Source organism: Flavobacterium sp. (assembly GCF_046317795.1).
GTDB lineage: Bacteria > Bacteroidota > Bacteroidia > Flavobacteriales > Flavobacteriaceae > Flavobacterium.
The window spans coordinates 1-22,748 of the sequence record NZ_JBKCVI010000146.1; the positions used below are offsets into that span (position 1 = coordinate 1).

General features: G+C 32.5%; 27 protein-coding genes and 1 pseudogene. 12 read left to right on the forward strand and 16 right to left on the reverse strand.

Going from position 1 to position 22,748, the window contains the following annotated elements:
• From ACK5ON_RS08630 to ACK5ON_RS08660, 7 genes are all read left to right on the forward strand, one after another.
• The coding region (locus ACK5ON_RS08630) for a tetratricopeptide repeat protein (protein ID WP_409821678.1) at positions 1 to 274 on the forward strand (274 nt) is incomplete at its 5' end.
• 75 nt (positions 275 to 349) lie between these two features.
• Complete coding sequence (locus ACK5ON_RS08635; RefSeq protein WP_409821680.1) at positions 350 to 619, forward strand: hypothetical protein; 270 nt, start codon at positions 350 to 352, stop codon at positions 617 to 619.
• Positions 620 to 729: 110 nt separating this feature from the next.
• Positions 730 to 1,086 (forward strand): hypothetical protein, encoded by a 357-nt coding sequence (locus ACK5ON_RS08640; RefSeq protein WP_409821682.1) that lies wholly within the window; start codon positions 730 to 732, stop codon positions 1,084 to 1,086.
• A gap of 63 nt (positions 1,087 to 1,149) precedes the next feature.
• Positions 1,150 to 2,169: a phenylalanine--tRNA ligase subunit alpha gene (locus ACK5ON_RS08645; RefSeq protein WP_409821684.1), complete on the forward strand. Its 1,020-nt coding sequence runs from the start codon at positions 1,150 to 1,152 to the stop codon at positions 2,167 to 2,169.
• Positions 2,170 to 2,393: 224 nt separating this feature from the next.
• A complete protein-coding gene (locus ACK5ON_RS08650) occupies positions 2,394 to 3,182 on the forward strand; it encodes a helix-turn-helix domain-containing protein (RefSeq protein ID WP_409821686.1) in 789 nt (262 codons plus the stop codon).
• 62 nt (positions 3,183 to 3,244) lie between these two features.
• Positions 3,245 to 4,660: a S41 family peptidase gene (locus ACK5ON_RS08655; protein WP_409821688.1), complete on the forward strand. Its 1,416-nt coding sequence runs from the start codon at positions 3,245 to 3,247 to the stop codon at positions 4,658 to 4,660.
• A gap of 64 nt (positions 4,661 to 4,724) precedes the next feature.
• A complete protein-coding gene (locus tag ACK5ON_RS08660; RefSeq protein WP_409821690.1) occupies positions 4,725 to 4,985 on the forward strand; it encodes a hypothetical protein in 261 nt (86 codons plus the stop codon).
• A gap of 233 nt (positions 4,986 to 5,218) precedes the next feature.
• Here ACK5ON_RS08660 and ACK5ON_RS08665 read toward each other — a convergent pair whose 3' ends face one another.
• The 8 genes and pseudogenes from ACK5ON_RS08665 to ACK5ON_RS08700 all read right to left on the reverse strand — a co-directional run bounded on the left by ACK5ON_RS08665 (position 5,219) and on the right by ACK5ON_RS08700 (position 11,774).
• Complete coding sequence (locus tag ACK5ON_RS08665; protein WP_409821692.1) at positions 5,219 to 6,214, reverse strand: NAD(P)H-dependent glycerol-3-phosphate dehydrogenase; 996 nt, start codon at positions 6,212 to 6,214, stop codon at positions 5,219 to 5,221.
• Positions 6,215 to 6,260: 46 nt separating this feature from the next.
• On the reverse strand, positions 6,261 to 7,427 hold the full coding sequence (locus ACK5ON_RS08670) for an iron-containing alcohol dehydrogenase (protein ID WP_409821694.1): 1,167 nt from the start codon (positions 7,425 to 7,427) through the stop codon (positions 6,261 to 6,263).
• 66 nt (positions 7,428 to 7,493) lie between these two features.
• Positions 7,494 to 8,081, reverse strand: a complete 588-nt coding sequence (gene nadD / locus ACK5ON_RS08675; RefSeq protein ID WP_409821696.1) for a nicotinate (nicotinamide) nucleotide adenylyltransferase — start codon at positions 8,079 to 8,081, stop codon at positions 7,494 to 7,496.
• A gap of 60 nt (positions 8,082 to 8,141) precedes the next feature.
• Entirely contained in the window at positions 8,142 to 8,729 is a 588-nt protein-coding gene (gene gmk, locus ACK5ON_RS08680) for a guanylate kinase (RefSeq protein ID WP_409821698.1), read from the reverse strand.
• A 418-nt stretch (positions 8,730 to 9,147) separates the two neighbouring features.
• Entirely contained in the window at positions 9,148 to 10,008 is an 861-nt protein-coding gene (locus tag ACK5ON_RS08685) for a YicC/YloC family endoribonuclease (RefSeq protein ID WP_409821700.1), read from the reverse strand.
• A gap of 93 nt (positions 10,009 to 10,101) precedes the next feature.
• Positions 10,102 to 10,473, reverse strand: a pseudogene (locus ACK5ON_RS08690) (four helix bundle protein).
• Between the two features lie 60 nt (positions 10,474 to 10,533).
• Positions 10,534 to 11,421, reverse strand: a complete 888-nt coding sequence (locus tag ACK5ON_RS08695; protein WP_409821702.1) for a DMT family transporter — start codon at positions 11,419 to 11,421, stop codon at positions 10,534 to 10,536.
• Positions 11,421 to 11,774 (reverse strand): arsenate reductase family protein, encoded by a 354-nt coding sequence (locus tag ACK5ON_RS08700; RefSeq protein ID WP_396173018.1) that lies wholly within the window; start codon positions 11,772 to 11,774, stop codon positions 11,421 to 11,423. Before ACK5ON_RS08700 ends, ACK5ON_RS08695 begins: the two co-directional genes overlap by 1 nt.
• 160 nt (positions 11,775 to 11,934) lie before the next feature.
• Here ACK5ON_RS08700 and ACK5ON_RS08705 point away from each other — a divergent pair, with 160 nt between their 5' ends.
• Both ACK5ON_RS08705 and ACK5ON_RS08710 read left to right on the forward strand, forming a co-directional pair.
• Positions 11,935 to 13,077, forward strand: a complete 1,143-nt coding sequence (locus tag ACK5ON_RS08705; RefSeq protein ID WP_409821704.1) for a cystathionine gamma-synthase — start codon at positions 11,935 to 11,937, stop codon at positions 13,075 to 13,077.
• Between the two features lie 162 nt (positions 13,078 to 13,239).
• Positions 13,240 to 13,479: a hypothetical protein gene (locus ACK5ON_RS08710; protein ID WP_396173015.1), complete on the forward strand. Its 240-nt coding sequence runs from the start codon at positions 13,240 to 13,242 to the stop codon at positions 13,477 to 13,479.
• 113 nt (positions 13,480 to 13,592) lie between these two features.
• Here ACK5ON_RS08710 and ACK5ON_RS08715 read toward each other — a convergent pair whose 3' ends face one another.
• The 7 genes from ACK5ON_RS08715 to ACK5ON_RS08745 form a co-directional block, all read right to left on the reverse strand.
• Positions 13,593 to 14,486: a DUF3078 domain-containing protein gene (locus tag ACK5ON_RS08715; protein WP_409821707.1), complete on the reverse strand. Its 894-nt coding sequence runs from the start codon at positions 14,484 to 14,486 to the stop codon at positions 13,593 to 13,595.
• A 92-nt stretch (positions 14,487 to 14,578) separates the two neighbouring features.
• Entirely contained in the window at positions 14,579 to 15,085 is a 507-nt protein-coding gene (locus tag ACK5ON_RS08720) for a DUF2480 family protein (RefSeq protein WP_396173012.1), read from the reverse strand.
• 82 nt (positions 15,086 to 15,167) lie between these two features.
• Positions 15,168 to 15,491 carry an SUF system Fe-S cluster assembly protein gene (locus ACK5ON_RS08725; protein ID WP_396173011.1) on the reverse strand — a complete coding sequence of 108 codons (324 nt, stop codon included), beginning with the start codon at positions 15,489 to 15,491 and terminating at the stop codon, positions 15,168 to 15,170.
• 35 nt (positions 15,492 to 15,526) lie between these two features.
• Positions 15,527 to 15,940 carry a GxxExxY protein gene (locus tag ACK5ON_RS08730; protein ID WP_396173010.1) on the reverse strand — a complete coding sequence of 138 codons (414 nt, stop codon included), beginning with the start codon at positions 15,938 to 15,940 and terminating at the stop codon, positions 15,527 to 15,529.
• 40 nt (positions 15,941 to 15,980) lie between these two features.
• Positions 15,981 to 16,400 (reverse strand): SufE family protein, encoded by a 420-nt coding sequence (locus ACK5ON_RS08735; RefSeq protein ID WP_396173008.1) that lies wholly within the window; start codon positions 16,398 to 16,400, stop codon positions 15,981 to 15,983.
• Positions 16,401 to 16,435: 35 nt separating this feature from the next.
• The gene (locus tag ACK5ON_RS08740) at positions 16,436 to 16,873 is read right to left on the reverse strand and encodes a hypothetical protein (RefSeq protein WP_396173007.1); all 438 of its coding nucleotides are present in this window, start codon (positions 16,871 to 16,873) and stop codon (positions 16,436 to 16,438) included.
• A gap of 11 nt (positions 16,874 to 16,884) precedes the next feature.
• Positions 16,885 to 18,099: an aminotransferase class V-fold PLP-dependent enzyme gene (locus ACK5ON_RS08745; protein ID WP_409821710.1), complete on the reverse strand. Its 1,215-nt coding sequence runs from the start codon at positions 18,097 to 18,099 to the stop codon at positions 16,885 to 16,887.
• Between the two features lie 468 nt (positions 18,100 to 18,567).
• On the opposite strand from ACK5ON_RS08745, the gene ACK5ON_RS08750 reads away from it, so the two are divergent.
• The 3 genes from ACK5ON_RS08750 (at position 18,568) to ACK5ON_RS08760 (ending at position 21,550) form a co-directional block, all read left to right on the forward strand.
• Positions 18,568 to 19,929, forward strand: coding sequence for a serine hydrolase domain-containing protein (locus ACK5ON_RS08750; RefSeq protein ID WP_409821712.1), 1,362 nt, complete (start codon positions 18,568 to 18,570; stop codon positions 19,927 to 19,929).
• A gap of 170 nt (positions 19,930 to 20,099) precedes the next feature.
• Positions 20,100 to 21,113 carry a DNA-binding protein gene (locus ACK5ON_RS08755; protein WP_409821714.1) on the forward strand — a complete coding sequence of 338 codons (1,014 nt, stop codon included), beginning with the start codon at positions 20,100 to 20,102 and terminating at the stop codon, positions 21,111 to 21,113.
• Positions 21,114 to 21,115: 2 nt separating this feature from the next.
• The gene (locus ACK5ON_RS08760) at positions 21,116 to 21,550 is read left to right on the forward strand and encodes a type II toxin-antitoxin system death-on-curing family toxin (protein WP_409821716.1); all 435 of its coding nucleotides are present in this window, start codon (positions 21,116 to 21,118) and stop codon (positions 21,548 to 21,550) included.
• A 137-nt stretch (positions 21,551 to 21,687) separates the two neighbouring features.
• On the opposite strand, the gene sufD is transcribed toward ACK5ON_RS08760, so the two are convergent.
• Positions 21,688 to 22,748, reverse strand: a 1,061-nt coding sequence (sufD, locus tag ACK5ON_RS08765; RefSeq protein WP_409821718.1) for a Fe-S cluster assembly protein SufD, incomplete at its 5' end; no start/stop codon positions are given.

Consider the following 22,748-nt stretch of genomic DNA (forward strand, 5'->3'; position numbering starts at 1 on the left):
CATAAACTCAGGAAAACAATCGGCTGCAGTGTATTTTAATTTAGGAAATTGTTATTACAAACTACACAAAGTGGCTCCAGCAATCTACAATTATGAAAAAGCATTATTGCTGAGTCCGAATGATACTGAAATCAAAACCAATTTAGACTTTGCCCGAAAAATGGCAATTGATGATATCAAAGTTATTCCAAAAGTAGGTTTCAACAAACTGCTCTCTGACTTTACTTCAAAATATCATTATGACACTTGGGCTTGGATTGCAGTCGTGTTTTAATTTTTGTTTTTAATGTTTTTTGCGGGTTATTATTTTTTAGAAAAAACAAGTTTAAAAAGAATTTTCTTTATCGGGATGTTTGTTTGGCTAGCTGGAATTTTCCTGAGTGCTGCTTCCGGATTTTACGAAAAAAGTCGTATTGAAAACGAAAGACCTGCAATCGTTTTTTCAGAAAACACTCCTCTAAAAAGCGAACCTAAAAAAGGAAGTCAAGATGCTACAATACTGCATGAAGGAACTAAAGTATACATTATTGAAAGCATTGCTAACTGGAAAAAAGTAGCGCTTACAGACGAAACTACAGGTTGGATTGAGGAAAGTGCGATTAAGGAGATTAAGAATTAGTGGTCAGTGTTCAGTAATTAGTGTTCAGTATGTCTATCTTTGCAAACTAATTTTGATATCGATTTAATCCTTCAAAAATCTTAAATCGTCAATCAACAATCATAATTCACGTGTCAAGAGACGAACAATTAAAAAACCGCTGGAATAATGTCGTTCAAATACTTTCCAATCAGTTTGCTGAAGGAGATGTATTGGATTTGGACGCTATTATATATTTAATCGGAGTGCAAGAACTCGGAAAAGTGCACCAAACTTTCAAAAAAGACGAGAAACTCAATCTGATGCACATTGCCATTTGTCGTTTGCTCGAACCATATGGTTTCTACGAATTTGATTTTGTAGACAAAGATGGTTGGCCACATTACAGCGTTAAGGAAGAATTACCGCCACTAAAAGCCGGCGAACAATCGGTTTTGATGAAAGAAGCCATTGTGAATTATTTTCTGGAAAAAGAAGTCATTGACTAAAAACTTCCAACTTCCAACTTCCAACTTCCAACTTTTCCCTAAATTTGCACTTTAACAATGACCATGATAGACAAGATAAAAGAACATATAGAAGAAGCTAAAGCATTCAATACGAAAAACAAAGAAGCTTTAGAAAATTTCCGCATCAAATACTTGGGAAGTAAAGGTTTGTTAAAAGAACTTTTCACCGAGTTTAAAAATATTCCAAACGACCAGAAAAAAGACTTCGGACAAGTTATCAATACCTTAAAAACAGTTGCCGAAGAGAAGGTAAAATCCATTCAAGAAGAATTAGAAAGCAAAGAAGAAGTAAAAGGAGTTTATGGTGATTTAACGCGTCCTTCTGAACCAATAACTATAGGTTCTCGTCATCCTATTTCATTGGTGAAAAATCAAATTATCGATATTTTTTCTACCATTGGATTCAATGTTTCTGAAGGTCCAGAAATTGAAGACGACTGGCATAATTTCACCGCCTTAAACTTGCCCGAATACCATCCGGCAAGAGACATGCAAGACACATTTTTCATCCAAACCAATCCAGATGTTTTGCTCAGAACACATACCTCATCGGTACAAGTGCGTTATATGGAAAATAACAAACCGCCTATTAGAACGATTTCTCCTGGAAGAGTTTTTCGTAACGAAGCGATTTCATCACGTTCGCATTGTATTTTTCATCAAGTAGAAGGTTTGTATATTGACAAAGAGGTTTCGTTTGCCGACTTAAAACAAACGCTTTTATATTTTACCAAAGAAATGTTTGGCAAATCTAAAATACGGTTAAGACCTAGCTATTTCCCCTTTACAGAACCAAGTGCTGAGGTTGATATTTATTGGGGTTTAAAAACCGAAACCGATTATCGAATTACCAAAGGAACAGGTTGGTTAGAAATTATGGGTTGCGGTATGGTCGATCCAAATGTGCTGAAAAACTGTGGCATCAATCCCGAAGAATACAACGGTTTCGCCTTCGGAATGGGAATTGAGCGTATCGCGATGTTATTGTATCAAATTGGTGATATTAGACTGTTTTATGAAAACGATGTGCGTTTCTTAGAGCAATTTAAATCATCAATATAAATTTCTAACCACGAAGAACACGAGGTTTTTTCACAAAGTTTAGTGACCGTAGCGCGTTCTTTGAGTGCTTAGTGGTTACAATTGATTTTTAAATGAAAATCGGCACTCTTGCGTTACGCTTTCCTTCAAATCCGACCGGTTTCAATGGTTAAAATAAAAATAAGACCTTTCAAAGAAAAAAGTAAAAGAGTTTAGCAGTAACTTAGGACTTTAAATTAAGTACGATGACAGAGCTTATTAAAGTTAATAATATTGAGGATATTGAAATTCTAACCATGGTTGGTCAAAAACAATCTTTCCCAAATCATTTTCACAATACATTTTGCATCTCTTTAATCACAGAAGGAATAGAATGTATTGAAATGGATAAAAAGCTCATTTATAGCAAAAAAAATTTTATTTCAATTAGCAATCCTTATGAGATACATTCTAATCCGTTAATGTACAAAAATCAAAAACTTTCTTTCCATACCATTTATTTTCCTCAAATTGTCATAGATGAAATTGCCGGTAGAAAGAATGTTTTCTTTGAAAAACGCTCATTCAAGGATCTAAAATTAAATACATATCTCATAGATGTAATAAAATCAACAAAAAAAAATCAAAATGAATTGAACCCTTCATTGCTCAAAAAATTTATTGAAAGATTAATTATTCATAGTTCTGAGAATATTAAAAAAGATGATTTAATGTTCAAAAATAACTGGGATAAAGCGATAAAATTTATAGATGAAAATTTAAAGAACAATGTTAATCTAGAAACTTTGGCATCAAGCTGCAAGATGGATAAATTCAAATTTGCTAAATCATTTAAATATTTTTGTGGAATATCACCGATGAATTATATGTTGATTAAACGAGTATTTGAAGCGAAGGAAACTATTTCAAAAGAGACTAACCTTACTGCTTTGGCTTATGAGTTTAACTTTACTGATATGTCTCATTTTTCTAGGCAATTCAATCGATATATTGGGCTTTCACCAAAAAAGTATCAGCAAAACTTGTCTGAATAGTTATTGCAAGATTATACAAGTGACTTTGTATTGAATAGGGTAGTTTTGTCAAAAAATATAAAATGAAAAAACTCATCTTATCCCTGTTTTTGTGTTCCTTTATAACGACTATCTACAGCCAGATCCCTAAAGAAAAACTACTAAATGATTATGATATTTTAGTTACTGAACTAAAAACATATCATCAAGGATTGTATCAATATGTTGAAAAAAGCGTCATTGACCAAAAAATAGACAGTATCCGAAAAACCATAGAATCTTCCAATAAAATAGAGTTTTTCAAAAAAGTAAATGCACTAATTGCACTTACTAACGAAGGACATACCGAAGCAGAATTGCCATTTTGGGCACAAATTAAGTTTGGTTTATCAAAATCGTTCATTCCTATAAAAATTAAATTCTCAGATAAAAAGGCCATAATAACTAAATATTTTGCAAAGGATAATCCTGGTTTAAATTTTGGTGACCAATTATTATCAATTAATGGAAGGACTATTGAACAAATCATGCAAAAACTGAGGCCATATATTGTTACAGACGGTTTTAACGAAACTTCTTTTTACGAATGGATAAGCTGGAATTTTCCGCTTTATTATACAATGGCTTACGGTAAAGAAAAAAAATTTAAAATTGAAGTTAAAGAATTTAATTCTGAAAAGGTAAAAACCCTTACTTTAAAAGGAAGAAATATCCTAAAACAAAAAGATAAAAAAAACACATTAAATACCATTATCATAAAAAACGAATTTGACTATTATTCTATTTCTGACAGTGTTTTTTATCTATCTATTCCAAATTTTTACAGTCTTGATGATTTTGAAACATTTTATGAAAAGGTTTTTAAAATAATAAAAGAAAAAAACACCAAGCATCTCATCATAGATGTTCAAAACAATATAGGAGGTGAGGAAGGAAATGAAAATCTACTAGCAAGTTACTTATTCAAAGAAGCATTTCAGAAATACGAGAGTGTTATAATCCCTATAGCTGCATATGATAATTTTAAAAAAAGTAAATCAGCTATTGCAGATGCTTGGGCGCTTTCTAATAACATTCCACATAGAGGTAAGTTTACATTAATGAGTGATTACTTTTCTGAATTCGGTTATAAAAAGCCAAAACAAGAGTTAGTTTATACAGGCAAAGTGTATGTGCTTACGAGTGGTGTTACATTTTCTGGTGGAGCCGAATTTGCAAGTATGCTTAAAATGACAAATAGAGCGGTATTTATAGGAGAAGAAACGGGTGGCGCTTATGAAGGAAATGTGAGCGGTGAAAGTGGGGATATAAAATTACCAAAAACAAAGATTAAAGTGAGTATTCCGATTGTACATTTTAAAATGGATGTTCACCCAGAAATTAGAGGGCGAGGTGTAATGCCCGATTATAATGTTTCACAAGATTGGGAAGATATCATAAAAGGGAAAAACAGTAAGCTAGAGTTTGCATTAAAATTAATAGAGAAGAACACCCGCTAAAACCTACACTATAAATCACAAATAATTCTTAAAAATGAAAAACAAATTCTTAAGAATAGGCATATTGTGCGTTCTATTAACAACCTTACAAATTAGTTTTAATAATGACGATAATTTTAAAGATTCTGATAGTATAGTTGCAATATCTAGAGATTTATCGGATTTTACAAGGGTTATTTTTAATGACGATATAAATGTAACACTTGTAAAAAGTACTTCCCAATCAGTTACTATTATGGTAAACGAGAATCTTGAAAGCTCAATCAATCCAAACTATGTAGAAGAAGTTCCGATTTTGTTTGTGGATAGAGTGATTGTAAGGTAACTATCTATTTCTGCTTATTGTATTCTAGCGTTTTTCGCTTTTCTCTCCAATTGTAATATCCAATTACAAATATTCCTAGAAAAAGAAAAACAAGAAGAGTAATTAAAAATTTTAAAGTAAAAAAAGCTTCGGAAAAAGAAGTTCCATACCAGTCTAATAACCCTAAAAATATGGGTAATAATAATCCAAATGGCAACCCTGATTTAATTTGACATTTCCATCTTTCACTCATATTAATCTAATTTTTCCGTTAATTTTTTAAATACTGATTTTGCATCTTTTCCTTCATACAAAATTTCGTATACCGCATCTATAATTGGTGTTTTCGCCCTGTATTCTTGGTTTAGTTTGTAGGCGCTTTTTACGGCATAATACCCTTCGGCCACCATACTCATTTCCATCATAGCTGATTTTACGGTGTACCCTTTTCCAATCATGTTGCCAAACATTCTGTTTCGCGAAAAAACAGAATAACCGGTAACCAATAAATCGCCTAAATATGCTGAGTTATTAATATTGCGTTTCATTTTATGCACTTTTCGGATAAATTTTTTCATCTCACGAATGGCATTACTCATGATAACCGATTGAAAGTTATCTCCATAACCCAAACCATGAGCAATTCCGGCAGCAATAGCATAAATATTTTTCAACATAGCCGCATATTCTGTACCTATAATGTCATCTGAAATTTTGGTTTTTATATAACTGCTCGACAATATTTTAGCAACTATTCTAGCTTTTTTTGAGTCGCCACAGGCAATTGTCAAATAGGATAATCGTTCCAGCGCAACTTCCTCAGCGTGACAAGGACCCGTAATTACACCAATATTTTCATACGGAATATCATATTTTTTATGGAAATGTTCGCCAACTATCAAGAACGTTTCGGGAACAATTCCTTTGATGGCAGAAAATATAACCTTGTCTTTTAAGCTTACCTTCAATTTTTCTAACTCTTTACTTAAAAACGCTGATGGAATGGCAAAAATTATATAATCGGCATAAGCAACCGCTTGGTTAATATCTGATGTTAATCTTAATTTTTTGATATCAAATTCAACAGAACTCAGATAATTAGGATTATGCCGTTCAGTTTTCAAATGATCAATTGCCGATTCACTTCTCATATACCAAGCAATTTCAGGTAAATTCACACAGAGCATTTTAGCAATGGCTGTTGCCCAACTTCCGCCACCAATCACTGCAAATTTTGGAGATTTATCCATTATTTAATTTATTTGAATTACCAAAAATACTCAATTAATATGGTTTTTAATAACTCATCTCTACAATCTCTCTAACTTTTTCCAGAGTTATATTTTGTTTTTCGCCAAGGGCTTTCCAACCTCTTTCTGAAAATCGATTGACAATAAAATCTGCTGTGTTTAGGTAGTTGTCTGTATTTTCGGAAAGTTTGGTTTTCATACCCATTTGATGGAAAAACTCTACTGTTTTAGCTATAGCTTTTTCTGCTTTTTCTTCAACGGTGTTTCCGGTGATTTGCCATACTCTTTCACCATATTGAGCTAGTTTTTCTTTTTTGGTTTCAAACATTACTTTATATAAACTTGGCGCTATGATTGCTAAGGTTCTCGCATGATCAATTTCGAATAAAGCCGTTAATTCGTGGCCAATCATGTGAGTTGCCCAATCCGACGGAACACCTTTTTGAATTAATCCATTTAGCGCCATGGTAGCGCACCAAACATAATTAGAAGCCAATTTGTAATCACTAGGGTTTTCAACTACTGCTGGACCAACTTCTATTAGGGTTTGCAAAATGCCTTCTGCTATTCGGTCTTGAAGCATGGCATCGTGTGGATATGTTAAATATTGCTCCATGACATGGGTAAAGGCATCAATAATTCCGTTTTGGATTTGTCTTTTTGGTAACGAAACAATTACTGTAGGATCAACAATAGAAAAAATGGGAAACAAAGCGCTTCCACCAAGTGTTAGTTTTTCTTGCGTTGCTTCAATAGTTACTACAGCACCCGAATTCATTTCGGAACCGGTAGCTGGTAATGTCAATACGGTTCCAAACGGAATAACCTTGGATTTGTCTTTAAATAAAATTTTCTTTTTTAAAATATCAATTGCATCTCCCTCATAATGAACCGCACCCGAAATAAATTTTACCCCATCAATCACACTTCCGCCGCCAACAGCAAGGATAAACGTAATGTTTTGAGATTTCACAATTTCAACTGCTTTCATCAAGGTTTCAAATCTTGGGTTGGGTTCAATGCCACCAAATTCAATGATTTCATTCCCTTTCAATGCAGCTTTTACTTGGTCGTAAACACCATTTTTAAAAATACTTCCGCCACCATAAGCCAAAAGAATTTTTGTGTTGGCAGGAACTAATTTTGATAATTTTTCTGTTTGTCCTTTCCCAAAAACATAGTTGGTTGGATTGTATAATTCGAAGTTTAACATAGTAATTTATTTAGAAGGTAAAGTTACAAAACACTTATAGGAATGATTGGTAAAGTATTGTTAAGTTTATTTCTTGTAGAAATTATTATGATCCAAATAATCCCATACTTTATGTGGTAGCAAAGCCGCAACATTTTTTTTGTTTTTAATGTTTTCACGAATGAAAGTAGCGGATATTTCCACTATTGGTGCATCGATTTTGTGAATGCGAGTATGATTTAATGCCGAACTTGTTTCTGAATGAGTTGATTCTGAGATGCGTGGATAAATGTATATATCGTGGTGTTGCAAAATATACTCGTAGTTTTTCCACTTATGAAAAGATTTCAAATTGTCTTCGCCCATGATTAAAGAAAATTCGTGTTGTGGATATTTTTCAATCAAGTGTGCCAAAGTATTTACTGTATAATTGGGCTGTGGTAATTTGAACTCAATGTCGGAAGGTTTTATTTTGGGATAATCCTCTGTTGCCAAAGTAACCATGTGTAAACGCTGGTAATCATTGAGTAACGTGTTTTTTTGCTTCAACGGATTGTGTGGCGTTACCACCATCCAAATTTGATCTAAATCGGAATGCTCCGCCATATGATTGGCAATAATCATATGCCCAACATGAATGGGATTAAATGTGCCGAAATAGAGTCCGATTTTCATTGTTTAGGAATTTAAAAGATTAAAAAATCTAAAATATCGAAAATATATTTTTTAGCTTTTTCAATCATTTAGATTTTTTAGATTGATAAAATCTTTCACCAACTCATACGCTTCTTGCTTCGCCATATCCAAATCATAGTTCTTAATAATAGTATCAAATTGTGGAGCTGTGGCTAGTTCGACGTGTGCTTTGGCAATGCGCATATTAATTTTATCATCAGTTTCTGTAGAACGTTCTTTTAAACGCCGTTTTAGCTCGTCTACACTTGGCGGTTTTACAAAAACGGCTAAGGTTTCTTCAGGAAATTTATGTTTGATTCGCAATCCGCCCGAAACATCAATATCAAAAATAACGTTTTTACCTTTTGCCCAAATGCGCTCGACTTCACTTTTCAACGTGCCATAAAAATTATCCCGATATACTTCTTCCCATTCAATAAAATCTTCCGCTTTGATGTGTTTTTTAAAATCGGCAATCGACATAAAATAGTAGTCTTTTCCGTTCACTTCTTCCCCTCTTGGCTCACGAGTTGCTGCTGAAATGGAAAACTCTAAATTTAGTTCAGGTTTTGCTAATAAATGCCTCACAATCGTTGTCTTTCCTGAACCTGATGGTGCTGAGAATACTAATAATTTTCCGTTGTTCATTTTTTAGAATTTATACTTGAATTATATCAATGCCTTCTTGCTCTCCTATTTTAACGATATTTTTTACATTATCTTTATTCCACTCCGTTGAAACAACAAATTTAATATTATCTGAACTCATTAAAATCTCATTTGAATTGAGGAAATGCCTTTTATTATTATGATTTGCATATTTTGACAATACATAATCAAGTTTGTTTATAACTCCTGTAGAACCTTGATATTCTCTTAAAAAACATTGTTTAAAGTAGAAAAAGTTGATTTATGATTATTTAAATATATTTTAACAACTTCAAGCACAAATCGGTTTTTAGGCAGCTTTTTACCATCATTAACAATGTACTTTGTTTTATCTCTATTGTTCATTTTTTTAAATCTTAATACTTAATACTTCAATCTTAATACTTCTTAATAACTTCTACAAAACATTCAAAACCTGCTCCTTAATTTTCTCCAACTCATCTTTCATCATCACGACCAATTTCTGCATTTCGGTATGATTGGATTTTGAACCCATAGTATTGATTTCTCTTCCCATTTCTTGAGTGATGAAACCGAGTTTTCTTCCGTTGGCTTCGGTTCCGGCAAGCGTTTCAATGAAATAATTTAAGTGGTTTTCCAATCGAACTTTCTCTTCGGTGATATCGTATTTTTCTAAATAAAATATCAATTCTTGTTCGAACCGATTTTCATCTACATTCTCTTTTAATTCATCAAGTGCAGTTCTTAAACGAGTTTTTACGGTTTCCACTCTTTCGGCATCATACGAAACCGCGTTGTTCATCAAGGTCATGATATTGGCAATGCGATGCAAAAATTCTTTTTCTAAGGAAACGCCTTCATCTTTTCTGAATTGCGCAATATTATCCAAAGCGTCATCAATTACCGTTTGGATTTGCTTCCACTCGGTTTCATCTATTTCGTCGCGCTCAGTTTTCAGTGCATCGGGCATTCTTACCGCCATTTTCATCAATTCAGTTTCATCAGCATTTGGAATTACTGCTTTCATTTGATTGATGTATCCTTTTATAATGGGCACATTAAGTTTGGAAGACGTTTCCTCGCCTGTAACTTCAACATATAATGAAAAGTCGATTTTTCCGCGTTCTAAACGAAGTGAAAGTTGGTTTCGTAAACCCAATTCCATTTCGCGAAAAACAGACGGCATGCGTGTGTTTAAATCCAACCCTTTTGAGTTAAGCGATTTGATTTCTATGGTAATTTTTTTGGTTGGTAATTGCAGTGTTGCTTTCCCAAAACCCGTCATGGATTGTATCATTCGTATGTTTTAATTGACATCAAATATATAAAAAAGTGTTCAGTGTTCAGTCGCTCCCGATAGATATCGGGATCAGTCGCAGTTTTCAGTTTTTTACTTTTCTAAATTGCAACCAAATTTATCAGGATTGTTAATCATATAATTGATAAGTTTTCCAACTTCTACCGCTTTTTCGTGTAAATCTTTATGAATTTCACTACTAACATATTCACATTCTAAGGCAAAATCAAGCCAAGTACTTGTTTCTGAATTTTCACCGTCACAATCGGTTAATTTACTTATGAAATGATTTACATACCTTCTTTTTCTATAAGCTTCAGCCATATTTTAACATACACTTCTTGAAGAACGTCTTATTTGATCTGTTAATGAATAGGTTTCTTTTGGGAATGACTTCGAAACTTTAAAAACATCCATTGCTAAAGAAAATGCTTTTCTGTATGCTAATAACTCTTTATAATCCATATATTTTTTATTACTATTTAATACTGAGACTGCTTACTGCGACTGAAAACTGAAAACTGCTTACTGACTACTTTTTTTCTGCGTCACCAAATAAACCCCAACAAAAATTAAAACCGCAGATACTATCTTAACCCAACTTAATTCATCTTTACCTAAACTAATGGCAAAAAGCGTAGCAAAAAGTGGTTGCAGATAAATAAAAACGGCGACTGTTGTAGGTTTCAATTCGCGCATGGAAACTAAGTTGAACAAATAGGTAAAAAACGTAGTGAAGACTACCACAAAACCTATTTCCCATAGGATTATAGAAGGTAAAGTTTGCCATTGAATTTCTTGATATTCATTCCAACCAAAAGGAATTACCATCAAAAGTCCAAAAGTATAAATCCATTTTACAAAAGTGAAAGCGTTGTATTTATCCATCAGTTTTTTAACGATAATAAGATAAAAAGCATAAGAAACAGCATTAATAAAAACCAAAAAATTCCCTAAAGAAGCATTGGTAGCATTGCCAATAGATTTGCCGTATAAGATTAAAAAAAACGTTCCAAAAAGTCCGAGTAAAATGCCAAATATCTTTCGCTTTTTCATTTTCTCTTTCATTAAAATGGTAGACAAAATCAATACAATAATGGGTGTTGTCACCATAATCACTGCCGCTGAAATGGGAGAAGTAAAACTCAATCCTTTAAAAAAAGTGAGCATGTTGAGTGCTACACCAAAAAAAGCCGCCGCTATAATTCGAGGGAAATCTTGCCGTTTAATTTTTTCTTTAGAACCAAAGAGGGAAATCAGCCAAAATAAAATTGTGGCACCAAAAACACGTATCAAAATAAATCCGTATGGTTTCACGTAGGTTGGCATCACATCTTTAGCAATCGTAAACGAAAGGCCATATATTATAGAAACCGTTGTAGCGGCTAGCAATGCCCAAGTTCTTTTCGACATTAACTCAAGACTTTTATTACTTCAATGATGTTTTTTTGGCCATTACCAATGTAAATCTTTTCATCAATAATGAAAACCGGTCGGCTTAAAAAAGTATAATGTTCTAATAAATATTTTTTATAATCGGTTTCGGATAAGGATTGATTTTTTAAATTCATAGATTTATAAAGTTGTGCTTTCTTGCTAAAAAGCGCTTCATAACTCCCCGAAAGTTGGTGCATTTCTTCTAATTCATTTTCCGTAATCGGGTTTTGGCGTATGTCGTGAAAGGTTAATCTGTCTGCGTTTGGAAGTGATTTTATAATTTTTCTGCAAGTATCACAAGTAGCGAGATAGTATATTTTATTAGTCATACAATTTCTTTTTGCAAAAGTAAAACTTTTAATGCCTACTAATCTTCCGTTAAAGAATTATTGTCTTCTTATTTTTTAAAATATCTTTGCCAAAAAACATTCATACAGTTGAAACGCTTTGGCGTTCCATCTTCCTTATAAAAACAAATATTAAAATAAGATGAAATTCAATACCAAAGTCATACATGGCAATCAACACCATGAAGCAGTAACAGGAGCGGTAATGCCTCCCGTATTTTTAACCTCAACCTACGCACAAGTTTCTCCCGGAAATCCCGTGGGTGATTATGAATATTCTCGTGCTGCCAACCCAACGCGTCAGGCCTTAGAAGATGCTTTGGCCTCTATTGAAAATGGTGCTCGAGGATTGGCCTTTTCTTCTGGTTTAGCGGCAACCGATTGTTTGTTACGTTCTTTCAAAGCAGGTGATGAAATCATAGCCATGGATGATTTGTACGGTGGAACCTATCGATTATTTACAAGGATTTATAAAGACAGTGGTATCAAATTTCATTTTGTGGATATGACTGATATGGAAAAATTCCAATCGCTTATCAATGATAACACAAAATTAGTTTGGGTTGAAACACCAACCAATCCATTGATGAAATTGGCGGATATTGCTGAAATTGCCAAAATAACAAAAAAACACAACATACTTTTTGCAGTTGATAACACCTTTGCTACACCCTATTTGCAAAAACCACTAGATTTAGGTGCAGATATCGTAATGCACTCGGCTACCAAATATCTTGGCGGACATAGTGATGTCATTGCTGGAGCTTTGATTATTAAAGATGCAACTTTGGGAGACCAATTGCATTTTCAAATGTTTGCTACTGGAGGAACTTTAGGTCCAATGGACAGCTTTTTAGTCTTACGCGGAATAAAGACATTGCATTTACGCGTTCAAAGACATTGCGAAAACGGCGAAAAAGTGGCTGCTTTTTTAAGCAATCATCCCGAAGTAGAAAAAGTATATTACCCTGGATTACCTGATCATCCGTTTCATGAAATTGCCAAAAAACAAATGAATGGTTTTGGCGGTATGGTTTCTTTTACCTTCAAATCTGGGAAAAAAGCTGATGCTATTTCTTTTTTAGAAAAACTAAAAGTATTCACTTTGGCAGAATCTCTTGGTGGTGTAGAATCATTGGCAAATCATCCTGCACTGATGACACACGCTTCTATTCCGGAAGATAAACGAAAAGAAATTGGCATCACCGATGATTTAGTTCGATTGAGTGTTGGTGTAGAAGATATTGATGATTTATTAGCCGATTTAGAACAAGCGTTTAGGTAATTATTCAAATTTGAGATACAAGCTATAAAATTATATTTTATTTATAAGAATATATTTATTTTATTCATAAAAAGATGTATTTCATCGATTTTTTATGTCGTTTTGAAGTGTTTTTTATTTAATATATATACTTTTATTTCGTATAATTAAATATGTAACCTTATGAAAACAATTGCCCCAAAAAATGCTTTCAAGCTGTTTCTTTTTTTACTAATACTATTTAGTGCAAAAGCCATTTCTTTTACAAAACTTCCAAACGAGGAAAGTTCTAGAGGTTCTGGATCTAGATTTAGTACTGTAAATAAGCCAAAAACTAATCAGAAAACACATTCTATTAGTTATGCTACTAAAAATAAAGGAAAAGCTGTACGCTCTATGAATGACAAACGCTTTAAGAAGTAATTTTATCAGAAAAGAAATCTAAAAGTGGTTGTTAAATATTGCTTTGAGATTAGTAAAATTAAAAAGAGCCGATTCGTTAAGTTGAATCGGCTCTTTTTTATGAATTATTTTTATTAAAAACCATAGTTTACTCCTAAACCAATAACTTCACGAACTTGAAATCCTCTAAAAGCATTGTCGTCATAAATCGTTTGGAAAGCAATATTTGTTGATAATGTTTTGTTGATTTTCATCACAATGTTTAATGTATAATCAAGATCTACATTTTGTGGGTCTTCTAAATAGTTTGTATATAAACTAAGAATGTTTTCTGCGGTTATATTTTCCATTAGTTTGAATTTATAATAGCCAATAAAAGAGGCTCCAAATTCAAAACGTGATGAGTCGCCTTGTTCAACACCGAATGAAGAACCAAATTCAGTAAAATGTGGATGAACGATTATTAATCTTGACGTTAATGGAGCTATATTGAACTTGAAATCATCACTTTTTTTCCATAACATACCCGGACCAATTTGAAAATAGGCAGGAGAAAAGAAATGAGAAATTTTTACATTCAAATTTTTGGGGTCAAACCCCGAATCAAATTGTGTTCTAAAATTAAAAAATGCAGAATAATACCAATATCCTTTGGCTTTTTTCCCTAATATAGAATTAAATTCAATTCTGTCGTCAGTTTTAACTAGTTCCTGACCGCTATTTTTTGACAATCCATAATTGGAAATTAGCTTGTTATCCCAAGTCCAATTATCACTTTTATAATTTATGTCATAATTAAACCCAATGTTTCCTGAGATATTACTTTGCCCTCCAGCTTGCCAATTAGTAAATGATGCTTGATTGGCTAATAAAGTAAATGTAACTATCTTTGACCAACCATTTGGTTTTTCTTCTTTAAGTTTGTCGACGGCTTCTTCTGTCCTCTTCAATCTATCTTTATCAGTCTCTTGAGAGAAAATAGTGTTTGCTGAAATCAATAATGTAATTGTTAATAAAATTCTTTTCATCTTTTTAATTTTTAAAATTATGGGCACAAAGATAAAAATTGAATTCACTTTTACAAATAAAATAAAATGCTAAATAACTGAAATTGTAGAAACTACTTTCCTTTTTTGTATAACGGAACCGCAGAACAGGCTTCGCCATACATCACACTTTTGGCTACTTTTTGAAGTTCTTGAATAGCAAAAATATAAGCACTTTCGGGAACGGATTTTTTTGAACAACCTTTTAAGATAACTGGTTTGTATTGGTATTTTGTGTAATCAATTTTAGATAAAATTTCTTGATAAAGAGATGTTTCTAAATCATTTAAACTTCCTAAAACAACTTTTTTTACAAAAGGTGAAAGATAGGTTGTGACTAAAATAGTTGCCCAAGCTGGAATAATAGCTTCGGTGGAACAATGAATCGCCACAAAATGATTTTCATATTGTTGCCAATCATAGTTTTTTAATGCTTCGCGAAAATCCTTTTCTTTAAGCAGAAGACCTTCGAGCAGCCACTGTGAAATATCAATCTGAGTTCGAATTCCACTTGGATAATAATCTTCCAAATCGAATACTTCGAGTGCAGAATTGGCAACTTTATTAATTATTTCATCCATTTTATTAGTGTTCAGTGTTCCGTTTTTAGTGTTCAGATATGCTGAAAATCTGCCAACTGCTACTGCCAACAGAATACTAATTCTAAAGCATTCCTAATTCTAATTTAGCTTCTTCACTCATTAAATCTTTGCTCCATGGCGGATCAAAAGTGATTTCAACTTCGCATGATTTAACGGTAGCTATTTTTTGAATTTTTTCTTCAACTTCTCTTGGTAGGGTTTCCGCAACCGGACAATTAGGCGAAGTTAAGGTCATTAAAACTTTTACCTCATTGTCTTCATTAATCATCACATCGTAGATTAATCCCAATTCGTATATATCCACAGGAATTTCTGGGTCATAAATGCCTTTTAGGGTTTTTACCACATTCTCTCCTAAGTTGATTTCGTCTTTAAATTCTTCCATAGTTTTGTTATTTAACCATATAAGGCGATTCAAGTTTATTCTTCTAATACTCTGTATATCTCGTTAATATAGGTTTTTTGTCCTTCTTTATAAATATTTGTCACATTAAAATTAATCATTAAACCCATAGGGATTTTCAAAAGTTTCATGTATGTTAATAGTTGAGCTTCGTGGATTGGTAAAATTTTTTCAACTGATTTTAATTCTACGAGCAGACAATTTTCAACAAACAAATCACATCTCAAATTAGCATCTATTTCAAGTCCTTTATAATTTATTGGAATTATAAGTTCAGTTTTAAATTTAAAATCTTTGATTGACAATTCCTTTTCTAAACATTTGTGATAAATACTTTCTAATAAACCAGGGCCAAGATTTTTATGAACTTCAATTGCTGCGCCATTAACATGATAAACTAAATCTTTTAAATATGTCTTTGTTAATTCCATCTGAATGCTTAAATGATCTTAAATGCCTTATATGGTTACATTAATTTTTATCATTAAATGCCAAAGCGTACATTTTTATTTGTTTTATCATCGAAACCAAACCATTCGCACGTGTTGGCGATAAATGTTCTTTTAGTCCAATTTCATCTATAAAATCGGTATTCGCATCCAAAATATCACTTGCTTTTTGATTGGAAAAAGCCCGTATTAAAATAGCAATAATTCCTTTGGTTAAAATAGCATCACTATCGGCAGTAAAAACTATTTTATCGCCTTTTTGTTCGCCATGAACCCACACTTTTGACTGGCAACCTTTGATGATATTGTCTTCGGTTTTGTATTGTTCCTCTAGTATCGGCAATCCTTTTCCGAGTTCGATAATGTATTCATAGCGGTCCATCCAATCATCAAACATAGAAAATTCAGCTACTATTTCATCTTGTATTTCTTTTATTTTCATTCTTTATGCTGAACTTGTTTCAGTATCTTTTATTACTACTCTTCTGTTTTAGCAAGTGATACTATTTTATTGACTATTTTTTCAATCTCTGCTGGTGGAAATCCGTGATCAAAATCTACAGTTTCATAATCTTTATCTTGATACCGAATTTTTAAATTGGCAATAGCCGCGCCATCATAAAACCGTTTTTGTGTTGGGTCTTTTAAATTTGGCAATTCTTCCAAATTAATTTTTTGAAAATAACCTACCAATTCTTTCCAATCTGAATCAGAAATTGTTACTTTTATTGGTGTTTCTTTTTCATCTCTGTCTCTCGAAATTGTTGCTTTTTGATTATTAATAATAATTCTTTGATAAAACCCACGAGTGGTTGCAGTGTATTGAATGGTACTATTAGCCATGTCATTTTGTGCTTGGTTACTACAACTTTTACCAAGGAAAATAGTTAGTAAAATCATTGAGATTGCTTTCATTTTTATATTTTTTAGCTTAACATCATTTGTGCTTTTTTCAAAGCATCGATCATGAAATCTATTTCTTCTTTGGTATTATAAAACGCAAAACTGGCTCTTATCGTACCCGGAATTTTATAAAAATCCATTATGGGTTGCGCGCAATGATGCCCTGTTCGTACTGCGATGCCTAACTTGTCAATAATTGTTCCGATATCATAGGGATGTATATTTCCAATGTTAAACGAAATTACGGAAGTTTTTGCCTCGGCAGTACCGAAAATTTTTAATCCTTCTATTTGCAACAATTTTTCTGTAGCGTATTCTAATAATTCATGTTCGTATTTCGCAATGTTGTCAAAACCTATTTCATTCAAATAATCTATTGCGGTTCCCAGCACAATTCCGGCTTCGATATTAGGAGTTCCGGCTTCAAATTTATGAGGCAAATCGGCATACGTAGTTTTCTCAAAAGAAACCGTTGCTATCATTTCACCTCCGCCTTGATAGGGTGGAAGTTTATGTAACCATGCCTCTTTACCGTAAAGAATTCCTATACCTGTAGGGCCACAAATTTTATGTCCAGAAAACACATAAAAATCACAATCCAATGCTTGAACATCAGGTTTTAAATGAGGAACCGCTTGAGCACCATCAATTAAAATTGCAGCTCCAACTTCGTGGGCTTTGTCAATCATATATTTGATTGGATTGATCGTTCCCAAAGCGTTGGATATATGATTTACGGTTACAATTTTCGTTTTATTCGAAAGTAATTTTTCATATTCTGAAAGGATTAATTCTCCTTTTTCATTCATTGGAATTACGCGCAATGTTGCTGCTGTTTTTTCGCAAAGCATTTGCCAAGGCACAATATTACTGTGGTGTTCTAAAGCAGAAACTAAAACCTCATCGCCTGCTTTTAAAAACGAAGCAAATCCATTTGCCACTGCATTAATTGCGTGTGTCGTTCCTGAAGTAAAAATTACTTCACACGCCAATTTCGCATTAATATGACTTTGGATTGTACCACGAGAAACTTCGTAGGCATCAGTTGCCAATTGGCTTAATGTATGAACTCCGCGATGAATATTAGCATTGATTTCATTGTAATATTTTGAAATCGCTTCAATCACCACTTGTGGTTTTTGCGAAGTGGCACCATTATCAAAATAAACGAGCGGTTTGCCATTGACTTTCTGAGAAAGTATTGGGAAATCGGCTCTTATTTTTTGTATATCTAGCATTTTATTATTTAGAAAAATTCTAAATACAAAAGTAGCTAAAATGGATTTGTAAAATGCTAAACAAATATTAATATTTTGTATTTATTAAACCATAAAAGCATTTAAAACAAATATGAAAATTAACTAACTTAAATGACCTTATATGACTTATATGGTTCAAAATAATTCCTTTTTTTTTGTTGTGTAAACCATATAAAGCAAGTAAGAAAATTTAAGAAATTATCTAACTTAAATGAACTTATATGACTTACATGGTTCATATAAATTCTTTTTTGTTGTTGTCTAAACCATATAAGGCACGTAAGAAAATTTAAGAAATTAACTAACTTAAATGTTCTTATATGACTTATATGGTTCAAAAATATTCCTTTCTTTTTGTTGTGTAAACCATATAAATGAGTAAAACTTAAATTCGCTTAAATGACTTATTTGGTTTAATATTTATAAATTGCTTGAAAATTAATTTCCATGAAAAAATTCCTCAAAATCTTTGCTGTTTTATTGCTAATTGCTTTGGTTTACTTGCGTATTGAAATCTATCCGCAACTCGATTTAATTTCCGGTTTTTCAGCTAAGAGCGTGGCTTCTGGTCATTTTATTGATGGTAGAAGTTTGGAAACCATTCAGCAAGGCGACAATGATATTGATAAAATAGATTGGGCAACTAATAAAATAGATGAAAAGCAAAGATTTGTAACATCCAGTGTTTATGGATTAAAAACGCGAAAAGCCATTTACCGAGAAGGATTAGGAGCGACTTTAATCAATGATGATTATGATGTTTCTAAACCGTATGAAGTTCCGAAAAGGAATTTTATTAAAAACGATTTGCCTTTTCCGTATGGAAATAATGAACTAAAAGCCTGCCTGCCGAATGGTATGGACACTATTTTTTCAAACATTGATTATGACAAATTAAATGCTGCTGTTGCCAATGCTTTTGACAACAAAGGCGAAATAAATAAACGTACACGGTCGGTAATCGTGATTTATAAAGATAAAATCATCGCCGAAAAATATGCCGATGGTTTCAATAAAAACTCTAAAATTTTGGGTTGGTCGATGACAAAAAGTATTACTGGAACTTTGTTTGGTGTTTTGCAAAAACAAGGCAAAATTGACATTATGAAACCAGCACCAATAGATGAATGGAAGAATGATGAACGAGCTATAATTACAATAAATGATTTATTGCATATGAACTCTGGCTTGGAATGGGAAGAAGATTATGGAAAAATCTCTGATGCTACAAAAATGCTTTTTCAAGCAGATGATATGACCAAATCACAAATAGATAAACCGTTAGTTGGAAAGCCAAATAACACTTGGAATTACTCTTCGGGAACGACTAATTTATTAAGTGGTATTTTGAGAAAACAATTTAAAACACATCAAGAGTATTTGGATTTTTGGTATTCGGCTTTGATTGATAAAATTGGCATGAACTCTATGGTTGTTGAAACCGATATGGCTGGCAACTTTGTGGGTTCGTCTTACAGCTGGGCAACAACACGTGATTGGGCAAAATTTGGTTTATTGTATTTACACAAAGGCAATTGGAATGGCGAACAAATTTTTGACGAAAGTTGGGCAAAATATGTTGCAAAGCCCACCAATGGTTCCAACGGAAAATACGGTGCACATTTTTGGCTCAATGCCAATGGCGACTTCCCTGACGTGCCAAGAGATTTTTACCGTTGTAGCGGTTATCAAGGGCAAATGGTAGCGATTTTCCCAAGCCAAGATTTAGTAATTGTGAGAATGGGATTGAGTGAGGAATTTGATTTTAATGGGTTTTTGAGTGGGGTTGTGGGGAGTTTGAAGAGGTAATAAACAAACTTTTTACTTATATTTACTGTCTAATTATTTCATTGCTAACTAAAATGAATTACTTTTTGTTAATATTTTTAAGTTACGTAAACCCCAATAAAATCAAGTGTTTAAAAATTGTTTCCCTCATAAGTAAGGGAAACAATAAAAGTTATTAACAATTTTTGTTTATGAAAAAAGATTTAACTATGTCGGCAATTGATCGACAAAACATTCTAAATAATAAAGTCGCTTTAGAAGGAATTCAAGAATACATTGGTGTAAGCGGTATGTTTTTCAAAGAAGAATACAGATTTACAAAGTCTCAAGTTTCTGATTTTTATGGTATTGACATTTCAACAATTGAACGATATTTGTCAAGTAATGAAGAAGAGTTAAAACACAATGGCTATGAAAATTTAAAAGGAAAATCTTTAAAAGACTTTAAAGAAGAATTTGGATGGATGTTACAAGAAGGTTTAAAAGCACCTCAATTAGGTGTTTTCAACTTCCGATCCTTTTTAAACCTTGGGATGATTTTAACGGAAAGTGAAAAGGCAAAGGCTTTAAGAAGTGTAATTTTAGACATTGTAATTGATACATTAAATCAAAAAATTGGTGGCTCTACAAAATATATCAACCAAAGAGATGAAGATTTTCTTGTTGCAATTATGAGAGAACCCATTTACAGAAAAGAATTTACAAATGCTTTAAATCTTTATCTTGATATGGGAAATTATAAGTATTCAATGTACACTGATAAAATTTACGAGGCAATATTTCATGAAAACTCTAAAGAATATAAACAAATACTTCAACTAGAGGAAAAAGAAAACCCTAGAGACACAATGTACTCAGAAGTGTTAAAATTAATTGCTTCATTTGAAATAGGAATTGCCGATGAAATGAAGAAAAAATTCGAGTTATTGAAAAGAAAATTAATTCCTAAAGAACTTGATGAACTTATTATTGAATTTTCAAATAACCGATTTTGGATACCTCAAATTGAAGACGTAAGAACTAAAATGGCTTGTAGAGATTATGGGTTTAGAAATGTTATTCATGAACGATTAAAACCATATATAAATTCATTGAATAGTGAAGATTATAATCGTTTTTTAGGAGAAAAAAGCAAGACTCTGATTGAAAGAGTTATGGAAGATGAACAATTACTTGATGTTTTTAAAAGACTTAAAGACAGATAATCATGTTTGAATATACTTATTTCGATGTTAAACATGCAATATTTGTTCATGACCAAATAATAATAAATTCTGGTGGAATTTTAGGTATAATTAATCAAGGATTAATTGGAAGTTCTATAGAACATATAAAAAATGACCTTTATTATCCAAACTTAGAAGATAAATTAACTCATTTGTTTTTCTCAATAAATAAAAATCACTGTTTTAATGATGGAAATAAGAGAGCATCGATAGCACTTACTGCATATTTTTTAGAAATAAACAATTGTGGTTTTATAGTACCTAAATTTATTGATCAAATGGAAAATTATTCGGTAGATGTTGCTGATAATAGAATTGACAAAGACTTACTACATGAAATAATAACTTCTATTCTTTACGAGCATGACTTTAGCGAAGAATTAAAGCTTAAGATAATTATTTCTAAATCTCAATAAATTCAACTCTATACAATCACCAAAATAGCCCCGATTATAGTGAAAATAAAAAAACTTTCCAATGCGGAAAGCTTTATGTTGTAACGAAAAGCGGGAAAATGGATGGCAAAAACTCACAAGCCATTCGCTTCTAAATTTTACAAATCAAATCCTAAATTCACACCCAATTTAGTAGCGATAATTTTAGTAATTCGTTTTTTGAGTTCGGGTATTTTAATGCTTTCAATTACCTCGTTGGTAAAGGCGTACATCAATAATGCTTTGGCCTCTTTTTTTGGAATGCCTCGTTGCTGCATATAGAACATGGCGCTTTCGTCTATTTGACCGATGGTACAACCGTGGGAACATTTTACATCATCGGCAAAGATTTCTAATTGTGGTTTAGCATTAATAGTGGCTTTATCGCCTATTAATATATTGTTATTTTGTTGAAAAGCATCTGTTTTTTGAGCTTCTTTTTCCACATAAATTTTTCCATTGAAAACTCCAGTTGAACTTCCGGCCAATATGGTTTTATAGTTTTGATGGCTTTCGCAATTGGGTGTCGCATGATTAACCAAAGTATAATGATCCACATGTTGCTTATCGCCAATAATCGTAATTCCTTTTAAGGTGCTATCAATTCGTTCTCCAAAATGATAGAAATTCAAATTGTTTCGAGTGATGTTGCCACCAAAAGAAAACGTGTGCACGGAGACTCTACTTTCTTGTTTTTGGGAAATATAGGTATTATCAATTAAGTTTGCCGATTGCAAATCGTTTTGAACTTTATAATAATCAACAATAGCGCGTTTTTGAGCAAAAATCTCGGTAACCGAATTCGTCAGCACTTGTCCCGATAGCAATCGGGATTCGTTTAACGATTGATGTCTTTCTATGATTTGAACGTGGGCATTTTCTCCAACAATTACTAAGTTTCTGGGTTGTAACATCAAAGCACTTTCAACTCCGGTTGAAAAATAAATAATCTCGATGGGTTTTTCTACAACCTTGCTTTTTGGGATGTTGATGTAGGCACCTTCATTTGCGAAAGCGGTATTTAATGAAGTCAAACTCTCGTCTATACCAGCTATTTTATTGAAATACTCATCAATAATCATCTTGTATTTTGGCTTGTTTAATGTCGAAGACATTAAGCAAACATCCAAACCTTCATGAGTAGTTGCCGAAAGAAACGAACTGTATTTACCATCAATAA

Excerpts from the sequence above, each read along its gene's own strand:
- ACK5ON_RS08755 (WP_409821714.1), top strand. The coding sequence starts at position 20,100 with ATGAAAAAAGATTTAACTATGTCGGCAATTGATCGACAAAACATTCTA.
- ACK5ON_RS08645 (WP_409821684.1), top strand. The coding sequence starts at position 1,150 with ATGATAGACAAGATAAAAGAACATATAGAAGAAGCTAAAGCATTCAAT.
- ACK5ON_RS08655 (WP_409821688.1), top strand. The coding sequence starts at position 3,245 with ATGAAAAAACTCATCTTATCCCTGTTTTTGTGTTCCTTTATAACGACT.
- ACK5ON_RS08635 (WP_409821680.1), top strand. The coding sequence starts at position 350 with ATGTTTGTTTGGCTAGCTGGAATTTTCCTGAGTGCTGCTTCCGGATTT.
- ACK5ON_RS08745 (WP_409821710.1), bottom strand. The coding sequence starts at position 18,099 with ATGCTAGATATACAAAAAATAAGAGCCGATTTCCCAATACTTTCTCAG.
- ACK5ON_RS08750 (WP_409821712.1), top strand. The coding sequence starts at position 18,568 with ATGAAAAAATTCCTCAAAATCTTTGCTGTTTTATTGCTAATTGCTTTG.
- ACK5ON_RS08740 (WP_396173007.1), bottom strand. The coding sequence starts at position 16,873 with ATGAAAGCAATCTCAATGATTTTACTAACTATTTTCCTTGGTAAAAGT.
- ACK5ON_RS08735 (WP_396173008.1), bottom strand. The coding sequence starts at position 16,400 with ATGAAAATAAAAGAAATACAAGATGAAATAGTAGCTGAATTTTCTATG.
- ACK5ON_RS08685 (WP_409821700.1), bottom strand. The coding sequence starts at position 10,008 with ATGATACAATCCATGACGGGTTTTGGGAAAGCAACACTGCAATTACCA.
- ACK5ON_RS08665 (WP_409821692.1), bottom strand. The coding sequence starts at position 6,214 with ATGGATAAATCTCCAAAATTTGCAGTGATTGGTGGCGGAAGTTGGGCA.
- ACK5ON_RS08650 (WP_409821686.1), top strand. The coding sequence starts at position 2,394 with ATGACAGAGCTTATTAAAGTTAATAATATTGAGGATATTGAAATTCTA.
- ACK5ON_RS08695 (WP_409821702.1), bottom strand. The coding sequence starts at position 11,421 with ATGTCGAAAAGAACTTGGGCATTGCTAGCCGCTACAACGGTTTCTATA.
- ACK5ON_RS08715 (WP_409821707.1), bottom strand. The coding sequence starts at position 14,486 with ATGAAAAGAATTTTATTAACAATTACATTATTGATTTCAGCAAACACT.
- ACK5ON_RS08700 (WP_396173018.1), bottom strand. The coding sequence starts at position 11,774 with ATGACTAATAAAATATACTATCTCGCTACTTGTGATACTTGCAGAAAA.
- ACK5ON_RS08710 (WP_396173015.1), top strand. The coding sequence starts at position 13,240 with ATGAAAACAATTGCCCCAAAAAATGCTTTCAAGCTGTTTCTTTTTTTA.
- ACK5ON_RS08725 (WP_396173011.1), bottom strand. The coding sequence starts at position 15,491 with ATGGAAGAATTTAAAGACGAAATCAACTTAGGAGAGAATGTGGTAAAA.
- ACK5ON_RS08730 (WP_396173010.1), bottom strand. The coding sequence starts at position 15,940 with ATGGAATTAACAAAGACATATTTAAAAGATTTAGTTTATCATGTTAAT.
- ACK5ON_RS08720 (WP_396173012.1), bottom strand. The coding sequence starts at position 15,085 with ATGGATGAAATAATTAATAAAGTTGCCAATTCTGCACTCGAAGTATTC.
- ACK5ON_RS08760 (WP_409821716.1), top strand. The coding sequence starts at position 21,116 with ATGTTTGAATATACTTATTTCGATGTTAAACATGCAATATTTGTTCAT.
- nadD (WP_409821696.1), bottom strand. The coding sequence starts at position 8,081 with ATGAAAATCGGACTCTATTTCGGCACATTTAATCCCATTCATGTTGGG.
- ACK5ON_RS08705 (WP_409821704.1), top strand. The coding sequence starts at position 11,935 with ATGAAATTCAATACCAAAGTCATACATGGCAATCAACACCATGAAGCA.
- gmk (WP_409821698.1), bottom strand. The coding sequence starts at position 8,729 with ATGAACAACGGAAAATTATTAGTATTCTCAGCACCATCAGGTTCAGGA.
- ACK5ON_RS08670 (WP_409821694.1), bottom strand. The coding sequence starts at position 7,427 with ATGTTAAACTTCGAATTATACAATCCAACCAACTATGTTTTTGGGAAA.